The sequence below is a fragment of the Sphingobium estronivorans genome (assembly GCF_008692605.1).
GTDB classification, from domain to species: domain Bacteria; phylum Pseudomonadota; class Alphaproteobacteria; order Sphingomonadales; family Sphingomonadaceae; genus Sphingobium; species Sphingobium estronivorans.
This window is the reverse complement of sequence record NZ_LFCT01000012.1, coordinates 108,935-135,847: the sequence shown is the minus strand read 5'-3', so window position 1 is coordinate 135,847 and position 26,913 is coordinate 108,935. Positions and strand designations below refer to the sequence as shown.

The 26,913-nt window shown below is 65.0% G+C and carries 18 protein-coding genes and 1 tRNA gene; 13 read left to right on the top strand and 6 right to left on the bottom strand.

Going from position 1 to position 26,913, the window contains the following annotated elements; genetic code table 11:
• Window positions 1-31 precede the first annotated feature (31 nt).
• The 4 genes from hemH to F7P65_RS10440 all read right to left on the bottom strand — a co-directional run bounded on the left by hemH (window position 32) and on the right by F7P65_RS10440 (window position 4,817).
• Complete coding sequence (hemH, locus tag F7P65_RS10455; protein WP_150291690.1) at window positions 32-1,000, bottom strand: ferrochelatase; 969 nt, start codon at window positions 998-1,000, stop codon at window positions 32-34.
• The gene (locus F7P65_RS10450; RefSeq protein ID WP_150291689.1) at window positions 1,000-3,267 is read right to left on the bottom strand and encodes a molybdopterin cofactor-binding domain-containing protein; all 2,268 of its coding nucleotides are present in this window, start codon (window positions 3,265-3,267) and stop codon (window positions 1,000-1,002) included. Before F7P65_RS10450 ends, hemH begins: the two co-directional genes overlap by 1 nt.
• Before the next feature lie 39 nt (window positions 3,268-3,306).
• Entirely contained in the window at window positions 3,307-3,741 is a 435-nt protein-coding gene (locus F7P65_RS10445; protein ID WP_150291688.1) for a CoA-binding protein, read from the bottom strand.
• Between the two features lie 62 nt (window positions 3,742-3,803).
• The gene (locus F7P65_RS10440) at window positions 3,804-4,817 is read right to left on the bottom strand and encodes an Mrp/NBP35 family ATP-binding protein (RefSeq protein WP_150291687.1); all 1,014 of its coding nucleotides are present in this window, start codon (window positions 4,815-4,817) and stop codon (window positions 3,804-3,806) included.
• 118 nt (window positions 4,818-4,935) lie between these two features.
• Between F7P65_RS10440 and hflK the strand changes: the two genes are divergently transcribed.
• The 8 genes from hflK (at window position 4,936) to F7P65_RS10400 (ending at window position 14,435) form a co-directional block, all read left to right on the top strand.
• Window positions 4,936-6,060, top strand: a complete 1,125-nt coding sequence (gene hflK / locus F7P65_RS10435) for an FtsH protease activity modulator HflK (RefSeq protein ID WP_205452020.1) — start codon at window positions 4,936-4,938, stop codon at window positions 6,058-6,060.
• The gene (gene hflC / locus F7P65_RS10430) at window positions 6,060-6,905 is read left to right on the top strand and encodes a protease modulator HflC (protein WP_150291685.1); all 846 of its coding nucleotides are present in this window, start codon (window positions 6,060-6,062) and stop codon (window positions 6,903-6,905) included. The genes hflK and hflC overlap by 1 nt, the downstream gene beginning before the upstream one ends.
• 129 nt (window positions 6,906-7,034) lie before the next feature.
• A complete protein-coding gene (locus F7P65_RS10425) occupies window positions 7,035-8,552 on the top strand; it encodes a Do family serine endopeptidase (RefSeq protein ID WP_150291684.1) in 1,518 nt (505 codons plus the stop codon).
• Between the two features lie 121 nt (window positions 8,553-8,673).
• Window positions 8,674-10,302 (top strand): helicase HerA-like domain-containing protein, encoded by a 1,629-nt coding sequence (locus F7P65_RS10420; protein WP_150291683.1) that lies wholly within the window; start codon window positions 8,674-8,676, stop codon window positions 10,300-10,302.
• A gap of 16 nt (window positions 10,303-10,318) precedes the next feature.
• Window positions 10,319-10,729, top strand: coding sequence for a hypothetical protein (locus tag F7P65_RS10415; RefSeq protein ID WP_240334261.1), 411 nt, complete (start codon window positions 10,319-10,321; stop codon window positions 10,727-10,729).
• A 110-nt stretch (window positions 10,730-10,839) separates the two neighbouring features.
• Window positions 10,840-12,156, top strand: a complete 1,317-nt coding sequence (locus tag F7P65_RS10410; RefSeq protein ID WP_150291682.1) for an MFS transporter — start codon at window positions 10,840-10,842, stop codon at window positions 12,154-12,156.
• On the top strand, window positions 12,153-13,070 hold the full coding sequence (gene cysK, locus F7P65_RS10405; protein ID WP_150291681.1) for a cysteine synthase A: 918 nt from the start codon (window positions 12,153-12,155) through the stop codon (window positions 13,068-13,070). The genes F7P65_RS10410 and cysK overlap by 4 nt, the downstream gene beginning before the upstream one ends.
• Before the next feature lie 18 nt (window positions 13,071-13,088).
• Window positions 13,089-14,435: a cell wall hydrolase gene (locus tag F7P65_RS10400; RefSeq protein ID WP_150291680.1), complete on the top strand. Its 1,347-nt coding sequence runs from the start codon at window positions 13,089-13,091 to the stop codon at window positions 14,433-14,435.
• A gap of 132 nt (window positions 14,436-14,567) precedes the next feature.
• On the opposite strand, the gene F7P65_RS10395 is transcribed toward F7P65_RS10400, so the two are convergent.
• Window positions 14,568-15,674, bottom strand: a complete 1,107-nt coding sequence (locus F7P65_RS10395; RefSeq protein ID WP_150291679.1) for a helix-turn-helix transcriptional regulator — start codon at window positions 15,672-15,674, stop codon at window positions 14,568-14,570.
• A gap of 133 nt (window positions 15,675-15,807) precedes the next feature.
• On the opposite strand from F7P65_RS10395, the gene F7P65_RS10390 reads away from it, so the two are divergent.
• The 5 genes from F7P65_RS10390 (at window position 15,808) to F7P65_RS10370 (ending at window position 26,472) form a co-directional block, all read left to right on the top strand.
• Window positions 15,808-16,992, top strand: coding sequence for an MFS transporter (locus F7P65_RS10390; RefSeq protein ID WP_240334260.1), 1,185 nt, complete (start codon window positions 15,808-15,810; stop codon window positions 16,990-16,992).
• Window positions 16,993-17,301: 309 nt separating this feature from the next.
• The gene (rpoB, locus tag F7P65_RS10385; RefSeq protein WP_150291677.1) at window positions 17,302-21,465 is read left to right on the top strand and encodes a DNA-directed RNA polymerase subunit beta; all 4,164 of its coding nucleotides are present in this window, start codon (window positions 17,302-17,304) and stop codon (window positions 21,463-21,465) included.
• Window positions 21,462-21,893, top strand: coding sequence for a hypothetical protein (locus F7P65_RS10380; protein ID WP_150291676.1), 432 nt, complete (start codon window positions 21,462-21,464; stop codon window positions 21,891-21,893). The genes rpoB and F7P65_RS10380 overlap by 4 nt, the downstream gene beginning before the upstream one ends.
• The gene (rpoC, locus tag F7P65_RS10375) at window positions 21,890-26,146 is read left to right on the top strand and encodes a DNA-directed RNA polymerase subunit beta' (protein WP_150291675.1); all 4,257 of its coding nucleotides are present in this window, start codon (window positions 21,890-21,892) and stop codon (window positions 26,144-26,146) included. Before F7P65_RS10380 ends, rpoC begins: the two co-directional genes overlap by 4 nt.
• A gap of 252 nt (window positions 26,147-26,398) precedes the next feature.
• A tRNA-Gln gene (locus F7P65_RS10370) sits at window positions 26,399-26,472 on the top strand.
• On the opposite strand, the gene F7P65_RS10365 is transcribed toward F7P65_RS10370, so the two are convergent.
• Window positions 26,440-26,820 carry a hypothetical protein gene (locus tag F7P65_RS10365; protein WP_150291674.1) on the bottom strand — a complete coding sequence of 127 codons (381 nt, stop codon included), beginning with the start codon at window positions 26,818-26,820 and terminating at the stop codon, window positions 26,440-26,442. The genes F7P65_RS10370 and F7P65_RS10365 overlap by 33 nt on opposite strands.
• Between the last annotated feature and the right edge of the window lie 93 nt (window positions 26,821-26,913).

The window sequence follows — 26,913 nt, the reverse complement described above, 5'->3', positions numbered from 1 at the left end:
CGCTCTCCTCGAGAAAAAGTGACGGACGAAACTACCTCTCCAACCAACCAGCCAACTCACGGCGGACCAGATTCTCGTATAGATTCATAGCGTCCGGGGTTGCGTTCAAACAACTCAAATGGACAAATTTATGACCGCCGGCGGCGATAAATTCTGCTTTGCCGCGAATGCCGATTTCCTCTACGGTTTCGAGGCAATCTGCGGCGAATCCGGGCGTCAGCACGGCGATGTTGTGCACCCCCTGCCCAGGCAGAGTCTTCAAACTGTCATCCGTTGCCGGACCCAGCCACTTGGCGCGACCGAAACGCGATTGGAATGTCACGCGAACCTCCCGGTCCAGCGCTTCCGCCAGCAGCCGGGCGCTCTCGACGCACTGGTCACGATAGGGATCGCCCAGCAGCCGCGTCCGTTCCGGCATGCCGTGGAAACTGGCGATCAGCAGGTCGGGCACGAAATCGAGCGCGGCCAACTGTGCCAGCGTGGACGTGCGCAACGCCTCAATATAAGCGGGGTCGGCAAAATAGGGCGTCAGGGTTCGAATAGCGGGTTGCGCCCGCATCTTGCCCAGCGCCGCATAGGCCGCGTCCAGGGCCGTCGCGGTCGTCGCCGCGCAATATTGCGGATAGAGCGGCGCCAGCAATATGCGATCGCATCCCGCCGCGACCATCGCCTCCAGCCGGGACCCGATGGACGGATTGCCATAACGCATCGCCCAATCCACCGTCAGCTCCGGCAGGTGCTGTTGCAGGGCGCTGGCGGCCGCGCGGGTATGGACCGCCAGCGGCGATCCTTCCTTCATCCACACCTGATGATAGGCATGGGCCGATTTGCGCGGGCGGGTCATCAGGATCGGACCGCGCAAAATGGGTTGCCAGAGCCATTGCGGAATTTCGACCACGCGCGGATCGGACAGAAATTCCTTGAGATAACGCCGTACCGACGCCGCATCGGGCGCATCGGGCGTACCGAGATTGATGAGGAGGACGCCGATCTTGCCCATCAACCCTCCATCGTCAGCGGCAATGTGCGGAAACGCCGCCCAACCGTGGTGAACAACGCGTTGGCGACGGCGGGCGCCATGACCGGCGCAGCCACATCGGTAAGACCCGCGGGCGGCGCCGTACTGCGGATCAATTCGACCGTTACCTCCCCCACATCGCCCAGGCGCGGCAACCCCATGCGGCCAAGGATGGCGCGGGTCGGCATGCCCTTCGCATAGGAAACCGATGCACCCATGGCATAGGCCAGACCGTGGATCAGACCGCCTTCTATCTGTTGCCGGGCAATGTCTGGATTGATCTGCTCTCCCCCGTCAACGGCTGCGATGATCCGCCCGACCTGCAATTTTCCTTCCGAAATCCCGGCCTCCACCATGATCGCGATACAGGCGCCATCCATCATGTGCGCGGCCAACCCCTGCCCGCTGCCAGCAATCCCGCCCTGCCAGCCGCCCATGGCGCCGACCGTGGTCAGGCAATGGGCCAGGCGCGGATTGCCGCCCAGCATCTGGATGCGGAAGGACATTGCCTCCATCTGCGCCTGATGCGCCAACTCGTCCATGAAACTTTCGGTGAAGAAGGCGCCATGCATATGCGCGTTCCCCCGCGCGAAACCGAGCGGCAGGCCAATCGCGGCCGGGAAGTGATCCACCGCCCAATGGGGCACGGCATAGGGCAACTCCATGCCCGCCACCGCCAACCGGGTCGATAGGCCAGCCGCTTCCGCGCTGGCCTCATACGGCAACTTCCCGTGGGCGATGCGCGCCCATGTCTCCGTCATCGCGCAGGGCGCGGCGACCTTGGCCGACCAACCCTCGATCGCGCCATTGCGGCCGATCCTGCCGGCCATGCGGGCATGCGCCGGCGCGCTGGGCCGGTCCTGAATCACATCCTCCAGCCGCGACCAGAGCAACTGCACCGGCCGTCCCATCTCGCGGGAGAGAAGCGCGGCCTGCACCCCCGCCTCGCAATCCATGCGCCGGCCATAGCCGCCGCCCGAATGCAGCGGATAAAGCGTCACCGCGCCCGCCGACAGGCCAAGCGCCTTCGCGATGGCGGCGCGCGCCAGGCTGGGCGCCTGCGTCGCCATCCACACCTCCGCCGCATCCTCCGTGATCCGCGCCGTCGCGCTCATCGGCTCCAGAGCCAGATGCAATCCCGGCCGGACCCGATATTCGCTGGCGACGATGGCTGTCCCTTCCAACGGCTTCGGATCGCCCTGCGCATAGAGCCGTTCGCCGGACGAATTGGAAAATGCCTGCTCCAGCGCGGCGTCGATCCCGGCGCTGTCCACTGCTTTGCCGGAAAGCGCGAAGACCGGGTCGGCCAGGTCCAGCGCCTTGTTCGCGGCCCACCAGTTGCTGGCGACCGCCGCCACCCAGCGTTCCTGCCGGATCAGCTTCAGGAAACCGGTGACGGATCTGGCTGCGCCCTCATCGACGCTTTTCAGCACGGCGTCGCCAATCGGGCCCTGCCGGATCGACGCAAAAACCATGTCGGGCAAGCGAATATCGGCGGAAAAATTATGGCTGCCGTCAATCTTGGACGGGGTGTCAAGCCGCGGCAACTCCTGCCCCGCCAGCCGGTCAACCTCCGCCTGGCGATAGGGCAATATGTCGGGCAGGTCATAGGTGGCGGCATCTTCCACCACTTCGCCCAGCTTCAGCTTGCGCTGCCCGCCGTCGGAAATGATGCCGTTCTGAATGTCGCAACTCTCCCAGGCCACGTCCCAGCGCGCCGCCGCCGCCTTGCACAGCAGCACCCGCGCCGCCGCGCCTGCCTCGCGATAGGCTTGATGGAACATGGGAAGCGAGGTGCCCGCCCCCGTCAGCATCAGCGCGCGCCGCGTCGCATATTGGTCGATGGTCCATTCCCCTGCCGCCCCGGCAAGGCGGCTCCAGTCATTGGCCAGCCATTCGCGCGCCAGCAGCCTATTGGCATAAAGGGGACTGACCGGCGCGCTCTGCACGCCCACGGTGCGCCAGTCCGCGCCCAGTTCATCGGCCAATATCTGCGGCAACAGGGTGGTGATCCCCTGCCCCATCTCCGTCTGGGGAACGATCACGATGACCTGCCCCGCCTTGTCGATCTTGAGGAAGGCATTGAAGGCAGTCTCATTCGGCGCGGTGTTCAGATTGGGGCGATAGACCCGCGGCCACACCCCCCATGCCAGCAGCAGCCCGGCGGCCGCACCGCCACCGACCAGCAGCGTACGCCGGTTCCATCCCTTTTCCGTCTGCTGACCCTGCTTCCGCGGTGCGCGCCCCATATTTCCGCTGATAAAGGTGCATGGAAGCTCTGGAAAGCCCTATTGCGCGCCAATCGGCTCAAGCTGAAGGCGGCGTATCTCGATCACCGGGCAGCGGTCCATCACCACCTTCAGCCCTGCCGCCTCCGCGCGGGCGGCTGCGGCATCGTTCACCACGGCCAGCTGCATCCAGACCGATTTCGCGCCGGCGGCGATGGCATCGTCCACGGCGTCGCCCGCCGCCTCGCTGCGGCGGAAGATGTCGACCATGTCGATGGGCACACCAATGTCGGACAGGCGCGCCCAGACGAATTCGCCGTGGACATGCTCACCCGCAATCTGCGGATTGACCGGCAGGACGCGGTAGCCATGGTCCTGCAAACTCTTCATCACGCCATAGCTTGGCCGGTCGGGACGATCGGAAATGCCCACCAGCGCGATAGTGCGGGTTTCGTTCAGCAGATCGGCAATGTCCTGCGCTGCGGTCAACGGCATTTAACGGTCCTCCATGGTCTTTCCGACATGGGAAAGACGCAGGACGCGCGCAAGCCGTTCCCTCAGCGGGGATTTCCCTTCAGCCACGCCGCCACCTTCTCCGCAATGACACGGAAGGCCGCGCCATGCGCGTCGTCGCCCGCCGCCGGAGGATCGCCCGCATCGGACCGGCGGCGAATCTCGATGGCGAGCGGAATGCGGCCCAGGAAGGGCATCCCCATCTCCCCGGCGGCGGCTTCGGCGCCACCCTGACCGAAGGGATCGGACAGTTCCCCGCAATGCGGGCAGGCGTATCCCGCCATATTCTCGACAAGGCCGATCATCGGCACATGGGTCTGCGCGAACAGGCTGACTGCCCGCGTCGCGTCGATCAGCGCCAGATCCTGCGGCGTCGAGACGATGACGGCCCCGGCGGGCTTGTGCTTCTGCACCATGGAAAGCTGCACGTCGCCGGTGCCGGGCGGCATGTCGACGACCAGCAGTTCCGTCTCCCCCCAGTCCGCGTCGATCAACTGCGCCAGCGCATTGCCCGCCATCGGCCCGCGCCACGCCAGCGCCTTGCCCGGTTCCACCAGATGCGCCATCGACAGCATCGGAATGCCGAAGGGGCTTTGCACCGGGATGAGCTGCTTGTCCTTCGCCTGCGGCTTGCGGTCCTCGCTCGCCATCAACCGGGCCTGCGAGGGGCCGTAAATATCGGCATCGACCAGTCCGACCCGCACGCCCAAGCGTTGCAGCGCGACCGCCAGATTGGCCGACAGCGTCGATTTGCCGACCCCGCCCTTGCCGGAGGCGACGGCGATGATCCTCACCGGCCCCTTCTTCTCTGGCCCCTTCTTCTCTGGGGCCCTGTCTCCTGCCGAACGCTCGGCGGTCATGGCGATGCGCACGTCGCTCACCCCCGGCACGGTCAGCGCACCCTCGCGGATCGCGGCGGACACGGCCTCGCGCTGCTCGGACGACAGCCCCGCCACGTCCAGCGCCAGCGACATCACGCCATCCTTCACGCGGGGCGCGCTGGCGCGGCCATCGGTCAGCGTTTTCAGGCGGGCGGCGAAATCTTCCAGTTCGGTCATAGGTCGGCCCTGTAGAACCTATCGCCGCTCCGCGAAATCCCTTCCGCGACATCATTCGAAACAATAATCGTTGCGATGGCCACTGTTTTTCGCGGAAAAGCCTTCCTATAGAGGAGCAATGAACAGAATTTTCGGGTGGATGCCCCGCATTGCAAGCGCCATGGCCCAGGGTCCCTGGGGTGGCAAGGGCGACGGGCCGGATGGACAGGACGGCAAGGGCGGGGACGGCGGACGCGAGGGCGGGCCGCGCAATCCCTGGACGCAGCCGGGCCGCCCTTCCGGTTCCAAGGGACCTTCCGCGATCGAGGAACTGCTCCGCCGCAGCAAGGAAAGCTTCGGCCAGGGCGGCGGTTTCGGCAATCTGCCGCCTCGCCCCACCGGTCGCACGCTATGGCCCGCCGCCATCGGCATATTGGTGCTGCTGTGGCTGGTGCTGACCTGTTTTCACCGTGTCGGCCCGCAGGAACGCGGCGTCGTCACCCTGCTCGGCAAATATAGCCGCACCCTCTCGCCGGGCATCAGCCTGACGCTCCCCGCCCCGCTCGAAAATGTGACGACCGTGGACGTGGAGGAAATCCGCACCATCGACATCGGATCGACCCGCGCGGAAAGCGAAAATCTGGTGCTGACCGGCGACCAGAACATCATCGACCTCGCCTATTCGGTACGCTGGAACATCCGCAGCCCGGAACTCTATCTCTTCCAGCTGTCCGACCCCGACGCCTCGGTCCGCGAAGTCGCGGAAAGCGCGATGCGTTCGGTCGTCGCCAGCGTCAGCCTGGAGGACGCGCTGGGCGCGGGCCGCAGCGAGATCGAGCAGCAGGTCGAGCAGCGGATGCAGGAAATCCTGGACGGCTATCGCTCCGGCATCCGCGTGCAGGGCGTCGCGATCAAGCAGGCCGACCCGCCGACCGCCGTCAACGATGCGTTCAAGGCCGTGTCCGCCGCGCAGCAGACCGCCCAGACCTATCTCAACGAAGCCCGCGCCGCCGCGCAGCAGGTGACGGCCAAGGCGCAGGGCGAAGCCGCCGCCTTCGACAAGGTGTATGAGCAGTACAAGCTCGCGCCCGACGTGACCCGCCGCCGCATGTATTATGAAACCATGGAGGGTGTTCTGGCGAACGTCGACAAGACCATCGTCGAAAGCGGCAATGTGACGCCGTTCCTGCCGCTGCCCGAACTCAAGCGCCGGGCGCAGGCGGCCACCGCCCAGAACGGGAATACGACCGAGGGAGGCCAGTGATGCAGACCCTGGTCCGCCATCCCGTCGCGCTCGCGCTGCTGGCCATCGCGGCGCTGCTGCTGATCGGCAGCACCATCGCCATCGTGCCCGAAACCAAGCAGGGCGTGATCGTGCGCTTCGGCGATCCGAAGAAGATCATCAACCGCTACCGCCCGAACGAGGATTTCGGCAAGACCGGCGCGGGCGTGATCCTGCGCTGGCCCTTCATCGACCAGATCGTCTGGATCGACAAGCGCGTGCTGTCGGTCGAGATGGAACGCCAGCAGGTCCTTTCCACCGACCAGTTGCGCTTGCAGGTCGACGCCTTCGCCCGTTACCGCGTCGTCGATCCGCTGCGCATGTATATCGCGGCGGGCAGCGAGGAACGCGTGTCCGACGCGCTGCGCCCGATCCTGGGTTCCGCGTTGCGCAACGAACTGGGCAAGCGCCCCTTCGCGGCGCTGCTCTCGCCCGAGCGCGGACAGGTGATGGACAATATCGAAGCCGGCCTCAACCGCGTCGCCCGCCAATATGGCGCGCAGATCGTCGATGTGCGGATCAAGCGCGCCGACCTGCCCGACGGCGCGCCGCTGGAAAGCGCCTTCACCCGCATGCGCACCGCGCGCGAGCAGGAAGCGCTGACCATCCGCGCGCAGGGCGCCAAGCAGGCGCAGATCATCCGGGCCGAGGCCGACGCCAATGCCGCGCGCATCTATTCGGAAAGTTTCGGCAAGGACGCGCAATTCTACGATTTCTATCGCGCGATGCAGGCGTATCGCTATACTTTCGCGCCGGACAAGCAGGGGTCGACCAGCATGGTGTTGTCCCGCGACAATGATTTCCTGAAGCAGTTTCAGGGGCGCTGATAAATCGAGGGCGCTGTTTTCATTACGGAACCAGCGCCATTCAATGACGGTTAAGGCAAGGCGGCGCATCCCGCTCTCTCCGCAGAGTCCCGCCTTTCCTTCGCCAAGTTCATGAGAGGACCGTCACGAGTGCGTTACGCTTATGCCATTACCGGCGCCCTGCTGCTCGGCGGCACCGCCATTGCCGTTACCACCAGCTCCAATGTCGGGGCGCAGGTCGCCCAGAATGAGGGCATGCAGGCCGCTGCCCCCGCCGGCGCGCCCGCCAGCCTGGCCGACATGGTCGAAAAGCTGCAACCGGCCGTGGTCAACATCTCGACCAAACAACGCGTGCAGGTGCAGAACCCCTTTGCCGGCACGCCTTTCGGCGACCTGTTCGGCCAGGGTCAGCAAGGCGGCAAGCCCCAGACCCGCCAGGCACAGTCGCTGGGTTCGGGCTTCATCATTTCGTCTGACGGTTATATTGTCACCAACAACCATGTGGTGTCAGCGGGTGCGGAAGGGGCCACGGTGGATTCGATCACCGTCACGCTGACCAACCGCGAGGAATATCCCGCAAAACTGATCGGCCGCGACCCGGCGACGGACATCGCGGTGCTGAAGATCGAGCCGAAAAAGGCCTTGCCCTTCGTCAAGTTCGGGGACAGCACCAAGGCGCGCGTCGGTGATTGGGTGATCGCCATCGGCAACCCCTTCGCCCTGTCGGGCACGGTGACGGCGGGCATCATCTCCGCCGTGCATCGCGGCACCGGCGGTACCTATGACAAGTTCATCCAGACCGACGCGTCGATCAATCAGGGCAATAGCGGCGGCCCGATGTTCGACATGCGCGGCAATGTGATCGGCATCAACAGCCAGATCCTGTCGCCCTCGGGCGGCAATGTCGGCATCGGCTTCGCGATCCCGTCCGAACAGGCGCAACCGATCGTCGAGACGCTGCGCAAGGGACAGCCGGTCAAGCGCGGCTATCTGGGCATCCAGATCAGTCCGCTGGGCGAGGATCTGGCCGATTCGCTCGGTCTGGCGAAGAATCGCGGCGAATTCGTCCAGGGCGTGGAACCGGGCAAGGGCGCGGACAAGGCCGGAATCAAGGCAGGCGACGTGATCGTCAGCGTCGCCGGCCAGGAAGTGACGCCGGACCAGAATCTGTCGTCCATCGTCGCCAACCAGCCGATCGGCGGACGCGTGCCGATCGTGCTGCTGCGCAACGGCCAGCGCCAGACGGTGACCGCCGTGGTCGGTGAGCGTCCCTCCGAAGACGAGCTGAATGCCTTCGCCCAGCAGCAGGACGATGATTTCAGCCAGCAGCAGCAGGACGACCAGTCCGGCAACGGCCAGGCAACCCGCCAGTCGCTCGGCATCTCGGCCATTCCGCTGACCTCGAACATCATCCGCCAGCTCGGCATCGCGGCCGATACGCGCGGCATCGTCATCACCGCCGTCGACGGGTCGACCGATGCCGGCGCCAAGGGCCTGCGCCGGGGCGACGTCATCATCACCGCCAACAATCGTCCGGTCGCCAGCCAGGCCGAACTGGACGCGCAGGTGAAGGCCGTGTCTGGACAGGGGCGCAGCGCGATCCTGCTCCAGGTGCTCCGCCGGGGACAGCCCGCTGTCTTCCTGCCGGTGCGTCTGCGCGACAAATAAATAATTGAAAATCCGCCGATCGTTACGGGTCGCGCTTGCCGGAGGCACCTTCTCCCCGTTAAACAGGGAAAGGCAGACTCCGGCGGGCGCGGCCCGCAACATTTTGAGGAGCATGACGCAGATGAGCGACGGCATTTTCATCGGCCTTGGCGCACCGGACAAGAATGGCGGCAGCCCCCAGACGCTGAACCTGCGCAGGGCCAATCGCCACGGCCTGATCGCGGGCGCGACCGGCACGGGCAAGACCGTGACGTTGCAGGGCATCGCCGAAAGCTTCTCCGCGCTAGGCGTCCCCGTTTTCCTGGCGGATGTGAAGGGCGACCTCTCCGGCATTTCCATGGCCGGGTCGCCCACCGCGAAAAATGCCGACAAGCTGGTCGAGCGCGCCCGGGAAATCGGCGTTGAAAATTACAGCTATGCCGACAATCCCGCCATCTTCTGGGACCTGTACGGCGAACAGGGTCATCCGGTCCGCACCACCGTCAGTGAGATGGGGCCTCTGCTGCTCTCCCGGCTGATGGGCCTTAACGAAACGCAGGAAGGCGTGCTCTCCATCGCCTTCAAATATGCCGATGAACAGGGGCTGCTGCTGCTCGACCTTGGCGATCTGCAATCCATGCTCGCTTATTGCGCGGAGAATGCCGACACGCTGTCCGCCCAATATGGCAATGTGACCAAGGCCAGCGTCGGCGCGATCCAGCGCCAACTGCTCCAGTTGGAATCGCAGGGCGGCGGCCATTTCTTCGGCGAACCCGCGCTCGACATTCACGACATGCTGAAGGTCGATGACCAGGGCCGCGGCTATGTCAATATCCTGGCCGCCGACAAGCTGATGCAGAGCCCCAAGCTCTACGCCACCTTCCTCCTCTGGCTGCTGAGCGAATTGTTCGAGACCCTGCCTGAAGTGGGCGACCCCGACAAGCCGGTGCTCGTCTTCTTCTTCGACGAGGCCCACCTCCTGTTCGACGACGCGCCCAAGGCGCTGACCGACAAGATCGAGCAGGTCGTCCGCCTCATCCGCTCCAAGGGCGTCGGCGTCTATTTCGTGACCCAGAACCCGATCGACATTCCCGAGGATGTGGCGGGCCAGCTCGGCAATCGCGTCCAGCACGCGCTGCGCGCCTTCACCCCGCGCGACCAGAAGGCGATCAAGGCGGCGGCGGACACCTTCCGCCTCAACCCGGAGCTGGATGTCGAAACCGCGATCACCGAATTGAAGGTGGGCGAGGCGCTGGTCTCGCTGCTTCAGGAGGACGGCTCGCCCGGCATCGTCCAGCGCACGCTGATCGCCCCGCCGCGCTCGCGCCTTGGCCCGGTCGATGCCAAGGAACGCGCGATCATCCAGTCCATATCGCCTTGCACGGGCAAATATGACACGACGGTCAACCGCGAATCCGCGCAGGAAATCCTCGCTGCGCGGGGTCAGGCCGCCGCCGCCGCGGCACAGGCCGCCCAGGCGCAGGCCGAAGCCGACAAGGCCGCCGCCGCCCAGGCCAAGGTGGAGGCCAAGCAGCGCGAGGCCCAGTTGAAGGAACAGGCACGGCAGGACGCCGCAGCCGCCCGCGAAGCCGCCAAACCGTCCGGTTTCGACAAGGCGATCCAGTCCGCCACCCGCTCCGCCGCCACTTCCGTGGGCCGTCAGGTCGCCAATGAAGTCGGCCGCGCGGTCTTCGGCGGATCGACCCGCAGATCCTCCGGCGGCATCGCGGGGCAGTTGGTGCGGGGCATTTTGGGCAGCCTGTTCAAATAAGCGCGGGAGAAACGCCATGCGTATCGCAAAGATGTTCATCGGCACTTTCATCGCCATGGGCGGGCTGATCCTGCCCGCCCATGGTCAGGATTATCGCGACCTGCATCGCGCCGCCGACGCCGCCATCGTCAGCGACGTCGCCCGCAACCGTCAGGCGGACCGCGACGCCCAACGTCAGCCCTATGCGTCGCCCGGCTATGGCCGGATCCATACGGCGGCGGCCGCCCGCAACGCCTGCATCGCCAAGGCGCGGGAAGAAGCCGGTCCGGGCAGCCGCGTGATCGGCCGTCCCTTCGCCAGCACCATGGCGACCGGATGGGAGGTGGAGGGCGAGGTCGGCCCCGCTGGCGGCCAGCGCCCGGTGCCCTTCGTCTGTTCGGTCCGCAACGGCTCGGTCAGCGGAATAATGTTGCGCCCTGATCGTTAACCATCTGCGATCGTGCCGAAAGGCGGAGCATCACCGCCCCAATTATTGCTGTGCCTTTTCCTCTGCCGGCGCTGTTGCGGGAGTCGTTGTGCGGACGCTAAGGAGAGTCCATGCATAACCCCTCCGGTCCCAGCCACCCCTTGAGCTTCGGCAATTTCAGGGCCTATCTGCTGGGACGACTGGCGTCGGTGCTGGCGCAGTACGGCATGATGATCGTGCTGGCCTGGCAGGCCTATAATATCGCCCGCGAAACGATGAGCACGGGCGCCGCATCCGCGCAGCTCGGCCTGATCGGCCTGGCGCAATTCCTGCCGCTCTTCTTCCTGACGCCCCTGACGGGGTGGGTCGCCGACCATTTCGACCGGCGCAAGATCGCCCGTTTCACCCTGCTGCTCCTGATGGTGGCATCGGGCGTCATGGCCTTCGCGACCTATGAGGGCTGGGTCAGCCTGCCGCTGATCTTCGGCATCTCGGCGATTGTCGGCATCTCCCGCGCCTTCAACGGCCCAGCCTTTAGCGCGCTCGCCCCCAATCTGGTGCCGCGTGACGTGCTGCCCAACGCCATCGCCATTTCCAGTGTGGTCTGGCAGACGGGCATGATCGCCGGGCCGGCGCTGGGCGGCTATGCCTATGCGGTTCAGCCCTGGGGCGCCTATGCACTGGCGTCGGGGCTGTTCGCACTGGGGCTCCTCTGCCTGATGATGATCGGCCCGGTGCCGCAGCCGCCGCGCGATACCAGCCGCCATCCGCTGCGCCAGATGGTCGATGGCTTCACCTATGTCCGCGGCAACCGGCTGGTGCTGGCCACGATCACGCTGGACCTGTTCGCCGTGCTGCTGGCGGGGGCGACGGCGCTGCTGCCGGTCTATGCGCGCGACATATTGCATGTCGGGTCGGAAGGGCTTGGGCATCTCGCCGCCTCCCCCGGTATCGGCGCGGGCGTCACCGCCCTCTTCTTCTCCTTCCGCCCGATGAAGACGGAGGTGGGCCTGAAAATGCTGGGTGCGGTGATCCTGTTCGGCATCGCCACCATCGTCTTCGGCTCCACCGCCTTCCTGCCGCGCGCCATCGCGCCGGAAGTCGGCGTCGCTGCCCTGATCCTGCTGGGCTCCGCCGACATGGTGTCGGTCTATGTGCGCCAGTCGCTGATCCAGCTCCACACCCCCGACGAGATGCGCGGCCGCGTGTCCAGCCTGTCGCAACTCACCATTTCCGCTTCCAACGAACTGGGCGAGGCCGAATCCGGCTTCCTGGCCGCGCTGGTCGGCCCGGTCGCGGCGGTGATCGGCGGCGGGATCGGCGCGATCCTCATCACCCTTGTCTGGGCGAAGCTCTTTCCAGAGCTGCGTCTTGCCCGTACCTTCGACTCACCTGAAATCCTACCCGAACAAAGGGCGGCCGAATCCACCCAGGAGAAAGCGCAATGAAGGCATCCAGCATCTTGGAAACCATCGGCAATACGCCGCATATCCGCGTCAGCCGGCTGTTCGGCGACGCAGAGGTGTGGATCAAGTCCGAACGGTCCAACCCCGGCGGATCGATCAAGGATCGAATCGCCCTGTCGATGATCGAGGCAGCGGAAGCATCCGGCGACCTCAAGCCCGGCGGCACCATCATCGAACCGACCTCCGGCAATACCGGCGTGGGCCTGGCGATGGTCGCCGCAGTCAAGGGTTACAAGCTGATCCTGGTCATGCCCGAAAGCATGAGCGTGGAACGCCGCCGCCTGATGCTGGCCTACGGCGCCAGCTTCGACCTGACCCCGCGCGAAAAGGGCATGAAGGGCGCGATCGAACGGGCGCTGGAACTGATCGACCAGACCCCCGGCTCGTGGATGCCCCAGCAGTTCGAGAATCCCGCCAATATCGACGTCCATGTGCGCACCACGGCGCAGGAGATCGCCGCTGACTTCGCGGACTCTCCCATCGATGTCCTGATCACCGGCGTCGGCACCGGCGGCCATATCACCGGCGTGGCGCAGGAATTGAAGAAGCGGTGGCCGAACCTCAAGGTCTATGCGGTCGAACCGACGCTCTCCCATGTCATCAGCGGCGGCCAGCCCGGCCCGCACCCGATCCAGGGCATCGGCGCGGGCTTCATCCCGGCGAACCTCCATACGCAGTTGCTCGACGGCGTGATCCAGGTCGAAGCCGCCGAGGCCAAGGATTATGCCCGCCGCGCCGCCAGCGAGGAAGGCATGCTGGTCGGCATCTCGTCGGGCGCGACGCTCGCCGCCATCGCCCAGAAGCTGAAGGAACTTGGCGCGGGCAGCCGCGTTCTGGGCTTCAACTATGACACTGGCGAACGCTATTTGTCGGTGCCTGATTTCCTGCCCGAATAAGGCGCCTCGGGATCGGGCATGACCGACGTTCCATCCACCGGCCGGCCACATCGTGCGATGTGGCTGATCTGGCTTATGCTCTTCGTCGGCCTGCCCGCGACAATCGCGATGTGGGAGGGGCGCTCGCCTTCAGTGTCGAAGCGATCCTCCCCCACCGTGACGGCCCGCCTCATGCGGCCCGCGACCCCGCCACCGCCCGTCGAGCCGGTCGAGCTGTATGCGCTCGACCGGGATCAGGCGCGGGCGTTCAATGCCGCCATGCCCTTTTCCCATCAGCCCAATCCCGCGGCGCGGCCCTTCCTCTTCGCCGGTTCGGAAAACGACCTCGCCCGCGCCACGGATTGTCTGGCCGCCGCACAGCTCTATGAGGCGGGCGACGATAACATGGGCGAACGGGCGGTCGCGCAAGTGGTGCTGAACCGCGTGCGCCATCCCGCCTTCCCCAAAACCGTCTGCGGCGTGGTGTTCCAGGGTCAGGAACGCGCCACCGGCTGCCAGTTCACCTTCACCTGCGATGGCGCACTCGCCCGCACGCCGACCCAGGCGGCCTGGGAGCGCGCCAGAGAGATCGCGAAGGCCGCGCTGGCGGGCAAGGTCTACAAGCCGGTCGGCTATGCCACCCATTATCATACCGATTGGGTCGTCCCCTATTGGAGCGGCAGCCTGGACAAGATCACGTCGGTGGGCACGCACCTCTTCTTCCGCTGGCGCGGCTGGTGGGGAACGCCGCCCGCCTTCCGCCGGACGAGCGAGAATGGCGAGCCGCTGATTGCGCGCATCGCCCGCCTGTCGGCCGCGCATCAGGGCGGGCCGGGTGCAGTCATTGTGCCGTCCGCGGCCCTGCTCGCCGGAGGCGCGGTCAGCGAACTTGCTGCCCGGCCACAGCAGGCGATCGGGGCGGATTCGCTGGGCAAGATGATGGCCGGAGTGCGGCTGATCGCGATTGCGCCGGGGGCTAAGAGCTTCCTCGTCGAACTGGGACGGAGCGCGGCGCCGGACAGCTGGCCCACATTGGCGCAGACCTTCTGCGCTGGGCGGCCGGAATGCCGGATCATGGCCTGGCGCATCGGCACCGCGCCCGCCGGCCTGCCGCTGTCGGGCGATCAGATGGAAAACATGGCCTTCGCCTATATCCACAATAATGCGACGGGTTTGCAGCGCTCGCTGTGGAATTGCGTCCAGACGCCGCGCGGCAAGAAGGAAGAATGCATGCGCCAGCGGGTTCCCACGGCCGCCGCCTCCGTAACGCCCCCCGCGCCGGCGGAGCTGGCCGGCGTGCGTCGCAAGGAACGGTTCGAAACGGTGAAGATCACGCCGCCCTCAGCGCCCGCAGCGCAGGTCGTGGTGCCGCCCGTCAAACCTTGAGCGCCTAGGGCAAGCTGCGCTCAATCAGACGCGGGCCGCTTGCTCACCTCCTTTGTTGTCGCATCGTTTTTCACGAAAAACCCGAGTTCGGAGTCATGTGCCTCCGGCTCGCCCACTTTTTCGCACGATGCTCTAGGGAACCCGATCCTCATCTTCGAACAGGCTCAGCCGGGGCAGTGCGCCGATCCGCGCGACCAGTTCGGACTGGCGACGGCAATCCAGCTTCACATAGATATTCTTCATCTGCGTCCGCACCGTGTTGAGCGCCACGCCCCGCGCCTGCGACAGTTCTTCCAGCCCCTGTCCCGCGCAAAGCGCCTGCGCCACCTCCGCCTCGGCCCGGGTGAGGCCGTAAAGCGCCCGTATGCGGCTGACCAGGCTTCCATCCTGCCCGTCCGGTTCCGTGGCGATGGCGACGATCTGCCGCTCCGCACCGACCCGCACGGACGCGATCGACAGCATATAGGGCTGCCGCCCTTCGCGGTGGATGAAGATCGCGCTCGCCTGCCCGCCCTGCCGCGCCGAAGCCGCCCTCAGCGCCGTCTGCAAGGCGTCGTCGTCGCGGGGATCCCGCGCCTTCACCTGCCGCTGGCGCAGCAACAGCGCATCGCCCCGGCGCAGCAGCGCATCCGCCCCGCGATTGCAATCGATCAGCCTGCCGTCAGGACGCAGCGTGAAAACCGCATGGCCCAGCATGTCGAGCGTCGCCTGCAAGGACCGGCCGTGGTGCCGGACCCGATCGAGCTTGCTGCGGATCGCGAACATCCGGCCGACATGGCCGATGCTCTGCTGAATAGCCTGCTCCTCCCGCGCGCCGAAGGGACGCTGCGTGCGGCCGCGATGCAGGCCGATATGGCCGGTCGTCCCGTCCCTGCGGATCGCCCCACCCAGGCAGCGGAACGTATCGTCGCCCATCGACCTGATCCACTCATTGTAGATCCGGCTGCTTTCATAGGTCCGGTCGGGCACCAACGTCTCGACATTCCAGACGCGATTGGCATGGTCGGCGCGATCCAGTGCCACGCTCCAGATGTCGTCTTCCTGAAACTCCTGATCGTAAACGGCCATCTGCCCATCGGAAAAATAGCCCGAATAGGAAATCTCGGCGACATGATCGGGCGCAAGGCCCCAGTGCAGCACCCCCGACCGCGCGCCGACCGCATCGGCGAGCGTCGCGGCGAGCCGGCCGAACGCCTCGTCATCGGTCGCCGCATCGTAAATATCTTCCGTGCGGATCACCGCCCAGCCCCCCTGTCCTCCCGCCGCCCCGGGTCATAACCGGGCCTGATTACACCGGCTTATCCCCTGCCGCATTGCATGAAACGGACATCGACCCGTTCCATTGGTCGCAAAAACGGATAAGGCTGGCCCCGTGAATTCCACGCCTTCCCCATTGCCCGCTCCGCCGATGTGGCGACCCGTGGCGGCGCTCAGCGCGATCACCCTACTGGTTCAGGGCGCCACGCTGATGTCGCTGGGCGTATTCCTGCCCGCGCTGGCGGCGGATTTCGGCGGTCAGGCGGGAAGCGCGGCCACCGCTTTCCTGCTGGCGATGAGCATCGTCGCGTGGCCGGTCGGCGGGGCGCTGGACCGGTTGGGCGCGCGCCCGGTGCTGCTGGGCGGCATTGCGCTCAGCGCCGCCGGATTGGCCGCCGCCTCGCTGACGCAGGACCGGATCGGGCTGGCGGCGGCAATGGCAGCGGCCGGCGCGGGCGTCGGCGCATCGACCATCGTGCCGGGCATCGCGATCATCACCCGATATCATGCGGAGCGGCGTGGACTGGCGCTGGCCGCCTTTCTGGGCGCGGCCATCGTGGCGGGCGCGGCGGTGCCGCCGCTGGTCGGGACCGCCATCGCCGATGCGGACTGGCGCGTGGCGATGCGGCTTTGCGCGCTGACGATGGCGATTGCCTGCCCGCCGCTGGTGCTGGCGGTCCCCGCCGGCCGGATCGCCAGAGACCCGGCATCCCGCCTTTCCGGGGCGGTTGGCGCGGCCCTGCGCAACGGCGATTTCCGCCGGTTCGTCGCGGCCACGGCCCTGCTGCAACTGGCGATCAACGGCATCCTGTTCGCGGCGGTCGACGGGCTGATGGCGCAGGGGCTGCCGCAACCCGACGCCGTCGCCGCCTACAGCCTCGCCAATCTGCTGAGCCTGCCCGCGCTGCTGCTGGGCGGGATGCTGGCGGACCGGCTGGGCGCGCAACCGGCGCTGATCGGCGCCGCGCTCGCGCTGGCGGCCGGCACGGTCGCGCTGCTCGGTGCGGGGACCATGGCGATGGGCGGGGTCACCGCCTTCGTCCTGATCTGGGGCATGGCCAGCGCCCTGCCGGGCCAGTCGGGGTCGATGCTGCTGGCCGATATGGTGGAACCGGATGCCTTTCCCCGGCTGCTGGGCATCAACACCGCCATCATCGGCCTGATCGGCGCGATGGCGCCGGTCGCGACCGACCGGATGCGCATCGCCGGCGGCGGCTACGGGCTGCCGGTGCTGGTCTATGCCGGCCTGGCGCTCTTGGCGGCGGCGCTCGTCGCGCTGATCCGTCCCCGCACCCGATAGGCGAGGCCCCCTTCACAAACTGCGCCGACCCGCCTATATGGGGCGTTCAAATCCGGTCCACGCACCGCCTTCGGGCGAGGCAGGGGCCGTCCCCCGGATCGCTCGGGGCCCGGTTTCGTCTAGCGCTCGAAACCGGCGGAATGGGGCGAAAACGGCGGGTTACAAACGCTGACAGTGCGGATCGGACAGTCCCGGCCCGCACTTTTTTGCGTGGCGGCATAGGGGCGAATCACCCCCGAAAGCGGTCAGGCCAGGCTGAATTTTCGCTGCGATGCGAAAAAATTCGACGAACTACAGGCAGGATACGCAATGGCGACCAAAGCTCTCCCCCCGATCAGCAATACCGGCGCGAAGAAGCGCATCAGAAAGGTATTCGGCGACATCCACGAAGTGGTGCAGATGCCGAACCTGATCGAGGTTCAGCGGGAGAGCTATGAGCAGTTCCTGCGGTCCGATCCGAAGGTCGGCTATGTCTCCGGCCTGGAGAAGACCCTGCGCTCGGTCTTCCCGATCCGCGATTTCGCCGGCACCGCCGAAATGGACTTCGTTCATTACGAGCTGGAGGACCCCAAGTACGACGTCGAGGAATGCCGTCAGCGCGGCATCACCTATGCGGCGCCGATGCGCGTCACCCTTCGCCTGATCGTGTTCGAAGTCGACCAGGACACCGAAACCCGCTCCGTGCTCGATATCAAGGAGCAGGACGTGTACATGGGCGACATGCCGCTCATGACCGGCAACGGCACCTTCATCGTCAACGGTACCGAGCGCGTCATCGTGTCGCAGATGCACCGTTCGCCGGGCGTCCTGTTCGACCATGACCGTGGCAAGACCCACTCGTCGGGCAAATATCTGTTCGCCGCGCGCGTCATTCCGTACCGTGGTTCGTGGCTGGACTTCGAATTCGACGCCAAGGACATCGTCAACGTCCGCATCGACCGCAAGCGCAAGCTGCCGGTCACGGCGCTGCTCTATGCGCTGGGTCTGACGCCCGAGGACATGCTCGGCTATTTCTACAACAAGGTCACTTTCGTCCGTGGCGAAGGCGGCTGGCAGATTCCCTACACCGCCGAAGCCTGGCGCGGCCAGAAGCCGGCCTTCGACATCGTCGACGCCAAGTCGGGCGAAGTCGTGTTCGCCGCCGGTCACAAGATTTCGCCCCGCGCCGCCAACAAGGCGGAGAAGGACGGCCTTGAGACGCTGCTGATCCCGACCGAGGAAGTCTATGGCCGCTACAGCGCCTATGACCTCATCAACGAGAACACCGGCGAGATCTATATCGAGGCCGGGGACGAAGTGTCGCCGGAAAATCTGGAAAAGCTGGACAAGGCGGGCATCGACCGCCTCGAACTGCTCGACATCGACCATGTCACCACCGGCCCCTGGATCCGCAATACGCTCAAGGCCGACAAGGCCGAGGAACGCGATCAGGCGCTGGCCGACATCTACCGCGTGATGCGCCCCGGCGAGCCGCCGACGAAGGAAACCGCCGAAGCCCTCTTCGCGGGTCTCTTCTTCGATCCGGAGCGCTATGACCTCTCGGCCGTGGGCCGCGTGAAGCTCAACATGCGCCTCGACCTCGATGCCGAGGACACCGTCACCACCCTGCGCGTCGAAGACATCCTCGCCGTGGTCAAGGAACTGGTGAACCTGAAGGACGGCAAGGGCGAGATCGACGACATCGACAATCTCGGCAACCGCCGCGTCCGTTCGGTGGGCGAACTGCTGGAAAACCAGTATCGCGTCGGCCTGCTGCGCATGGAGCGCGCCGTCAAGGAGCGCATGTCGTCGGTCGACGTGTCGACCGTGATGCCGAACGACCTCATCAACGCCAAGCCCGCCGTGGCCGCCGTGCGGGAGTTCTTCGGTTCCTCGCAGCTCTCGCAGTTCATGGACCAGACCAATCCGCTGTCGGAAGTCACGCACAAGCGCCGCGTGTCGGCACTTGGGCCGGGCGGTCTGACCCGCGAGCGCGCCGGCTTCGAAGTCCGCGACGTTCACCCGACCCATTATGGCCGTATCTGCCCGATCGAAACGCCGGAAGGCCCGAACATCGGTCTGATCAACAGCCTCGCGACCTTCAGCCGCGTCAACAAATACGGCTTCATCGAGACGCCCTACCGCAAGGTGATCGACGGCAAGGTGACCAATGAGGTCGTCTATCTGTCGGCGATGGAAGAGGCCAAGCACACCATCGCGCAGGCCAACGCCGAAGTGACGGAAGAGGGCACGCTGGCCGAGGACCTCATCTCGGCACGTGAAGCGGGCGAATTCCTGATGGCGCCCAAGGACCACATCACCCTGATGGACGTCAGCCCGAAGCAGCTGGTGTCGGTCGCGGCCTCGCTGATCCCGTTCCTGGAAAATGACGACGCCAACCGCGCGCTCATGGGTTCGAACATGCAGCGTCAGGCGGTGCCGCTGGTCCGTGCCGAGGCGCCGTTCGTCGGCACCGGCATGGAAGGCACCGTGGCCCGTGACTCGGGCGCGGCCATCGCGGCCAAGCGCGCTGGCATCATCGATCAGGTCGACGCGACCCGTATCGTGATCCGCGCCACCGGCGATATCGAACCCGGCCAGTCGGGCGTCGACATCTACACGCTCCAGAAGTTCCAGCGTTCCAACCAGGACACCTGCATCAACCAGCGTCCGCTGGTGAAGGTGGGCGACCTGATCGAAGCCGGCGACGTCATCGCCGACGGCCCGTCGACCGAGTTTGGCGAGCTGGCGCTGGGCCGCAACACGCTGGTCGCGTTCATGCCCTGGAACGGCTACAACTACGAAGACTCCATCCTGATCTCCGAGCGGATCGTGAAGGATGACGTCTTCACCTCGATCCATATCGAGGAGTTCGAGGTCATGGCCCGCGACACCAAGCTGGGGCCGGAAGACATCACCCGCGACATCCCCAACGTCGGTGAGGAAGCGCTGCGCAACCTCGACGAAGCGGGCATCGTCTATATCGGCGCCGAAGTGGAGCCGGGCGACATCCTGGTCGGCAAGATCACCCCCAAGGGTGAATCGCCGATGACCCCGGAAGAAAAGCTGCTCCGCGCGATCTTCGGTGAAAAGGCGAGCGACGTGCGCGACACCTCGCTGCGCTTGCCTCCGGGCGTCGCCGGGACGGTCGTCGAAGTCCGCGTCTTCAACCGCCACGGCATCGACAAGGACGAGCGCGCCATGGCGATCGAACGGGAGGAAATCGACCGTCTCGCCAAGGACCGCGAGGACGAACGCGCCATCCTCAACCGCGCGACCTTCAACCGCTTGCAGGAAATGCTGCTCGGCCAGACGGCTGCTGCGGCGCCCAAGGGCGTACGCAAGGGCGTGGAGATCGACGGAGCCCTGCTGGGCGAGGTCGAGCGTCATGAATGGTGGAAGTTCGCAGTTGCGGACGACCAGCGTCAAGCCGGCATCGAAGCCGTCAAGGCCCAGTATGACGAAGCGGTGAAGCTGATCGTCGAGAAGTTCGAGGATCGCGTCGACAAGCTCCAGCGCGGCGACGAGCTGCCCCCGGGCGTGCTCAAGATGGTCAAGGTCTTCGTCGCGGTGAAGCGCAAGCTGCAACCGGGCGACAAGATGGCCGGCCGTCACGGGAACAAGGGTGTGATCTCGCGCATCCTGCCGATCGAGGACATGCCGTTCCTGGAGGACGGCACCCATGTCGACATCGTGCTGAACCCGCTGGGCGTGCCGTCGCGCATGAATGTCGGGCAGATTTTCGAAACGCATCTGGGCTGGGCTGCCCGTGGCCTCGGCCAGCAGCTCAAGCATGCGCTGGAGGACTGGCGGGAAGCCAATCCGAACGCGCAGGCTGGCGAGATGCCGGACGCGGTCAAGACCCGCCTGCTGGAAACCTATGGCGAGCAATATGCCGATCAGATCGAAGGCCGCACGGCCGAGCAGATCGTCGACCTTGCCGAGCATCTCCAGCGCGGCGTGCCGATGGCGACGCCGGTGTTCGACGGTGCCCGCGAAGCCGACGTGTCGGCGATGCTGGAACTGGCGGGCCTGCACTCGTCGGGTCAGTCGGACCTGTTCGATGGCCGCACCGGCGACCGTTTCGACCGCAAGGTGACTGTCGGCATCATCTACATGCTGAAGCTGCACCACCTGGTCGACGACAAGATCCACGCACGCTCCATCGGCCCCTACTCGCTCGTCACCCAGCAGCCGCTGGGCGGTAAGGCGCAGTTCGGCGGCCAGCGCTTCGGTGAAATGGAGGTGTGGGCGCTTCAGGCCTATGGCGCCGCCTACACCTTGCAGGAAATGCTGACGGTGAAGTCGGACGACGTGGTCGGCCGGACCAAGGTCTACGAAGCGATCGTCAAGGGCGACGACACCTTCGAAGCCGGTATCCCCGAAAGCTTCAACGTGCTGGTCAAGGAAATGCGCTCGCTGGGCCTCAACGTCGAACTCGCCGCCATGGACGAGGTCGAGGACGACGACGGTTTCGCGCAGGCGGCGGAGTGACAGGCAAGCGGCTCTATCCGCCCTACGACCGACTGGTTGAAGAGTGCGGATGGAGCCTCAAGCTGAATTCCCATAAACCTGCCGATTTTCACATCGTGCTGACCAAGGAGGAATTGACGATAGATTTTGATGCAAGCCGCGATGGGGTTTTCAAAACCATCAAAGCCGACATCTACGCTTTCCCAGCAGATCTAATCGTCGACCGCCTCGGTCTTGAAGTGCCGCCGAACGTCAATGTTTTTGAGGTGATTGAAAGCAACTTTGAACTCGTCAGAAACTCTCTGCTCGCCCCCGCCTTCCGGGGACAGGTGAGAGAAACGCTCGCAAAAAGTGAGACGGAGACGGTCAACGAAGCTCAACCGCAAGACAGCATTACAGACGCTCTGAAACTGATTGCAAATTCGCTCCTGCCGTGGAGACTAAAATGAACGAACTGACCAACTTCGCGAACCCGGTCCAGAAGCCGGAAACCTTCGACCAGATCCAGATCGGCCTTGCCTCGCCTGAGCGCATCCGCAGCTGGTCCTTCGGCGAGATCAAGAAGCCGGAAACCATCAACTACCGCACGTTCAAGCCCGAGCGTGACGGCCTGTTCTGCGCCCGCATCTTCGGTCCGATCAAGGACTATGAGTGCCTCTGCGGCAAGTATAAGCGCATGAAGTATAAGGGCATCGTCTGCGAAAAGTGCGGTGTCGAGGTCACGGTGTCGAAGGTCCGCCGCGAGCGCATGGGCCATATCGAACTGGCCGCGCCGGTCGCGCACATCTGGTTCCTGAAGTCGCTGCCCTCGCGCATCGGCCTGCTGCTCGACATGCAGTTGAAGCAGCTGGAGCGCGTGCTGTACTTCGAGTCCTACATCGTCACCGAACCGGGCCTGACCCCGCTTGAAAAGTTCCAGCTTCTCAACGAAGACGAACTGCTCGACGCGCAGGACGAATATGGTGAGGACGCCTTCTCCGCCGGCATCGGCGCGGAAGCGGTCAAGCAGATGCTGATGGACCTCGACCTTGAGGGCGAGAAGCAGGCGCTGCTGGACGAGCTGGCCGTCACCAAGTCCGAACTGAAGCCCAAGAAGATCATCAAGCGCCTGAAGGTGGTTGAGAGCTTCCTGGAATCGGGCAACCGCCCGGAGTGGATGATCCTGGACGTCGTGCCGGTCATTCCGCCGGAACTGCGCCCGCTGGTGCCGCTGGACGGCGGCCGTTTCGCGACGTCGGACCTCAACGACCTCTATCGTCGCGTCATCAACCGGAACAACCGCCTGAAGCGGCTGATGGAACTGCGCGCGCCGGACATCATCGTCCGCAACGAAAAGCGCATGTTGCAGGAAGCCGTCGACGCCCTGTTCGACAACGGCCGCCGTGGCCGCGTCATCACCGGCGCCAACAAGCGTCCGCTGAAATCGCTGTCCGACATGCTCAAGGGCAAGCAGGGCCGCTTCCGTCAGAACCTGCTCGGCAAGCGCGTCGACTATTCCGGCCGTTCGGTCATCGTGACCGGCCCGGAACTCAAGCTGCACCAGTGCGGCCTGCCCAAGAAGATGGCGCTCGAACTGTTCAAGCCCTTCATCTACGCCCGCCTCGACGCCAAGGGTCTGTCCATGACCCTCAAGCAGGCGAAGAAGTGGGTCGAGAAGGAGCGCAAGGAAGTCTGGGACATCCTGGACGAGGTGATCCGCGAGCATCCGGTGATGCTGAACCGCGCGCCGACGCTCCACCGCCTCGGTATTCAGGCGTTCGAGCCCGTGCTGATCGAGGGCAAGGCGATCCAGCTGCACCCGCTCGTCTGCTCGGCCTTCAACGCCGACTTCGACGGTGACCAGATGGCCGTCCACGTTCCGCTCTCGCTGGAAGCCCAGCTGGAAGCGCGCGTGTTGATGATGTCGACCAACAACATCCTCTCGCCCGCCAACGGCAAGCCGATCATCGTCCCCTCGCAGGACATGGTGCTGGGTATCTATTACCTGTCCATGGAGCGCGAAGGCGAGCCGGGCGAAGGCATGCTGCTGGCCGACATGCAGGAGGTCCATCAGGCGCTCTATGCCAAGGCCGTCACCCTGCACTCGAAGATCATCAGCCGCGTGCCGCAGACCGACGAAAACGGTCAGCAATATATGAAGCGGTTCGAGACCACGCCGGGCCGCATGCTGCTGGGCGAATGCCTGCCCAAGTCGCACAAGGTGCCCTTCGACGTCGTCAACCGCCTTCTCACCAAGAAGGAAATCGGCGACGTGATCGATCAGGTCTATCGCCACACCGGCCAGAAGGACACGGTGCTGTTCGCCGACGCCATCATGGCGCTGGGCTTCCGCCATGCGTTCCAGGCGGGCATCTCGTTCGGCAAGGACGACATGGTGATCCCGGACTCGAAGGAAGGCACCGTCGCCGAAACCAAGGCGCTGGTGGCTGACTATGAGCAGCAATATCAGGACGGCCTGATCACCCAGCAGGAAAAGTACAACAAGGTGATTGACGCCTGGAGCCGTTGCGGCGACCAGGTCGCGAATGCCATGATGGACGAGATCCGCGCCCAGCCCAAGGATCCGCAGACCGGCCGCATGGCCCAGATCAACTCGATCTACATGATGGCGCACTCCGGTGCCCGTGGTTCGCAGGCCCAGATGAAGCAGCTCGCCGGCATGCGCGGCCTGATGGCCAAGCCGAGCGGCGAGATCATCGAGACGCCGATCATCTCGAACTTCAAGGAAGGCCTGACCGTCCTTGAGTACTTCAACTCGACCCACGGCGCTCGTAAGGGTCTGGCCGACACCGCGCTCAAGACGGCGAACTCGGGTTACCTGACCCGCCGTCTGGTCGACGTGTCGCAGGACTGCACCATCGTCGAGGAAGATTGCGGCACCGAAAAGGCGCTGGAGATGAAGGCCATCGTTCAGGGTGGTTCGGTCATCGCCTCGCTCGGCGAGCGCATTCTGGGCCGCACCACGGCGCAGGACATCGTCGACAGCAAGGATGGCAGCATCGTCATCCCGATCGGCACGCTGCTGGACGAAGCCATGATCGCCCAGATCGAAGCCATCGGCACGCAGGCCGTGAAGATCCGCAGCCCGCTGATCTGCGAAAGCCGGATGGGCGTGTGCGGCAAATGCTACGGCCGTGACCTCGCCCGTGGTACGCCGGTCAATATCGGTGAAGCGGTCGGCGTCATCGCGGCGCAGTCCATCGGTGAACCGGGCACGCAGCTCACCATGCGGACCTTCCACATCGGCGGCGCGGCGAACTTCAACGAAACGTCGAACCTGGAATCGATGGCGGACGGCACGATCGAACTGCGTGACATGCCGACCATCACCGACAAGAACGGTCGTCGCCTGTCGCTCGCTCGCAACGGCGAGATCGCGATCATCGACTCCGAAGGCCGCGAGCGCGAAACGCACCGCCTGCCTTACGGCGCCACCATCCTGTTCGCGGATGGCGATGCCGTGAAGAAGGGCGACCGCTTCGCCGAGTGGGACCCGTTCACCATGCCGGTGATCACGGAAAAGCCGGGCATCGTGAAATATGTCGACCTGATCGACAACAAGACGCTGACCGAACAGACCGACGAAGCCACCGGCATCGCCCAGCGCGTCGTCATCGAGCATCGCGGTGCCGCCCGCACCAAGGAGGATCTGCGTCCGCGCCTGACCCTGCTGGACGACAATTCGGGTGAAGCCGCGCGCTACATGCTGGCGGTCGGCGCGACCCTGTCGGTCGACGACGGTGCGCAAGTGCAGGCCGGTGACGTGCTGGCGCGTGTCTCTCGCGAAGCCGCGAAGACCCGCGACATCACCGGCGGTCTGCCGCGCGTCGCCGAACTGTTCGAAGCCCGCAAGCCCAAGGACAATGCGATCATTGCCAAGGTGTCGGGCCGCGTCCAGTTCCTCAAGGATTACAAGGCGAAGCGCAAGATCGCCATCAATCCCGAGGATGGCGGCGAGCCGGTCGAATATCTGATCCCCAAGAGCAAGGTGATCGACGTTCAGGAAGGCGACTTCGTGAAGCGCGGCGACAACCTGATCGGCGGTTCGCCCGACCCGCATGACATTCTGGAAGTGCTCGGCATCGAGCCGCTGGCCGAATATCTGGTCGCGGAAATCCAGGAAGTCTATCGCTTGCAGGGCGTGAAGATCAACGACAAGCACATCGAGACGATCGTTCGCCAGATGCTGCAAAAGGTCGAGATCATCGAGTCCGGCGACACCACCCTGCTGGTGGGCGAGCAGATCGACCGCGAGGAAATGGACGAGATCAACGCCAAGCTCCAGCCGGGCTTCGCGCCTGCCGCGGGCAAGCCGGTGCTGCTCGGCATCACCAAGGCCTCGCTCCAGACGCGCTCGTTCATCTCGGCGGCCTCCTTCCAGGAAACCACCCGTGTCCTCACGGAAGCGGCGGTTCAGGGCAAGAAGGACACGCTGGTCGGCCTGAAGGAAAACGTCATCGTCGGCCGCCTGATCCCGGCGGGCACCGGTGCCGGCATGAACCGCATGCGGGTTGCCGCCTCGTCGCGTGACGCGGCAATGCGGGCCGCGCTGCGGGCCTCCAGCCAGGTTGACCTGATCGCGCCCAAGACGGCCGCGCAAGAGCACGCTGCCGAACTGCGCCAGGGTCCGGAAGCCGCCATTGGCGACGATCCGCTGGGTGCCGTCCAGGGTGAGGATTTCACCACCGAGGACATGGAATAAGCCCTTTGAAAAACGGGATGCCGCTTCCGATCTTGGGAAGCGGTTCCCAAGCCTTCATGGCCTCCTGGGCCATGTAAAGAGCCCGCCGGAAGCGACAGCTTGTTCCGGCGGGCTTTCTTTTTGCCCGGGGATGGTTTTTTGCCCGGGGATTGGGGCCAGGAAATTGTGCGAAAAGCCTGTCGCAATCCTCTTGACCAATGCCGAATCCCCGCCTATTTGCGCGTCTCCGGTGAGCTACAGGCCTGCCGCTGATGCCCGATCCTCTAATGGTAAGAGAGCGGACTCTGACTCCGTCAATCAAGGTTCGAATCCTTGTCGGGCATCCAAACTTTCCCAAAGAAAATCAATGCCTTGGAAGCGTCGGAACCCTGCCCGGCCCGCGATCCCATGTTGCAAACGATAACCGCGCATTTCTGCCATTTTCTGGCGATTTCTGAGGGTTCCCGGCGGCTCCATGCAACATGGATGCAACATGAGATCGGCCCGAGAGGCGCAGAAAACTGCGGTTCGCAGAGGTTCGCACTGGTTCGCAAAAGGTGCGCAAACTTGAATTCCAACTTGAATTCCGGCGCCTTTGATTTCTTTGATTTCCCAGCCCCAAAACCGCGCATTTCCGCCGTTTCTGCCGCGCCGGGTTTGATTATTTCACCGATTCTTTGATTTTCGGAATTCATACAGGAATAAAAAATCTCCACATGCCAGGGAGGCCGGTTCGCGAGCAGGGGCCGAGCCAGATTTTCGACCCGCCCCCCCGGTCAGTGATGGGG

Bases quoted from the DNA above. Each gene is read 5' to 3' on its own strand.
- F7P65_RS10440 (WP_150291687.1), bottom strand. From the start codon at position 4,817: ATGACCGAACTGGAAGATTTCGCCGCCCGCCTGAAAACGCTGACCGAT.
- cysK (WP_150291681.1), top strand. From the start codon at position 12,153: ATGAAGGCATCCAGCATCTTGGAAACCATCGGCAATACGCCGCATATC.
- F7P65_RS10415 (WP_240334261.1), top strand. From the start codon at position 10,319: ATGCGTATCGCAAAGATGTTCATCGGCACTTTCATCGCCATGGGCGGG.
- hemH (WP_150291690.1), bottom strand. From the start codon at position 1,000: ATGGGCAAGATCGGCGTCCTCCTCATCAATCTCGGTACGCCCGATGCG.
- F7P65_RS10420 (WP_150291683.1), top strand. From the start codon at position 8,674: ATGAGCGACGGCATTTTCATCGGCCTTGGCGCACCGGACAAGAATGGC.
- F7P65_RS10410 (WP_150291682.1), top strand. From the start codon at position 10,840: ATGCATAACCCCTCCGGTCCCAGCCACCCCTTGAGCTTCGGCAATTTC.
- rpoB (WP_150291677.1), top strand. From the start codon at position 17,302: ATGGCGACCAAAGCTCTCCCCCCGATCAGCAATACCGGCGCGAAGAAG.
- F7P65_RS10450 (WP_150291689.1), bottom strand. From the start codon at position 3,267: ATGGGGCGCGCACCGCGGAAGCAGGGTCAGCAGACGGAAAAGGGATGG.
- hflC (WP_150291685.1), top strand. From the start codon at position 6,060: ATGCAGACCCTGGTCCGCCATCCCGTCGCGCTCGCGCTGCTGGCCATC.
- hflK (WP_205452020.1), top strand. From the start codon at position 4,936: ATGAACAGAATTTTCGGGTGGATGCCCCGCATTGCAAGCGCCATGGCC.
- F7P65_RS10365 (WP_150291674.1), bottom strand. From the start codon at position 26,820: ATGAATTCCGAAAATCAAAGAATCGGTGAAATAATCAAACCCGGCGCG.
- rpoC (WP_150291675.1), top strand. From the start codon at position 21,890: ATGAACGAACTGACCAACTTCGCGAACCCGGTCCAGAAGCCGGAAACC.
- F7P65_RS10400 (WP_150291680.1), top strand. From the start codon at position 13,089: ATGACCGACGTTCCATCCACCGGCCGGCCACATCGTGCGATGTGGCTG.
- F7P65_RS10445 (WP_150291688.1), bottom strand. From the start codon at position 3,741: ATGCCGTTGACCGCAGCGCAGGACATTGCCGATCTGCTGAACGAAACC.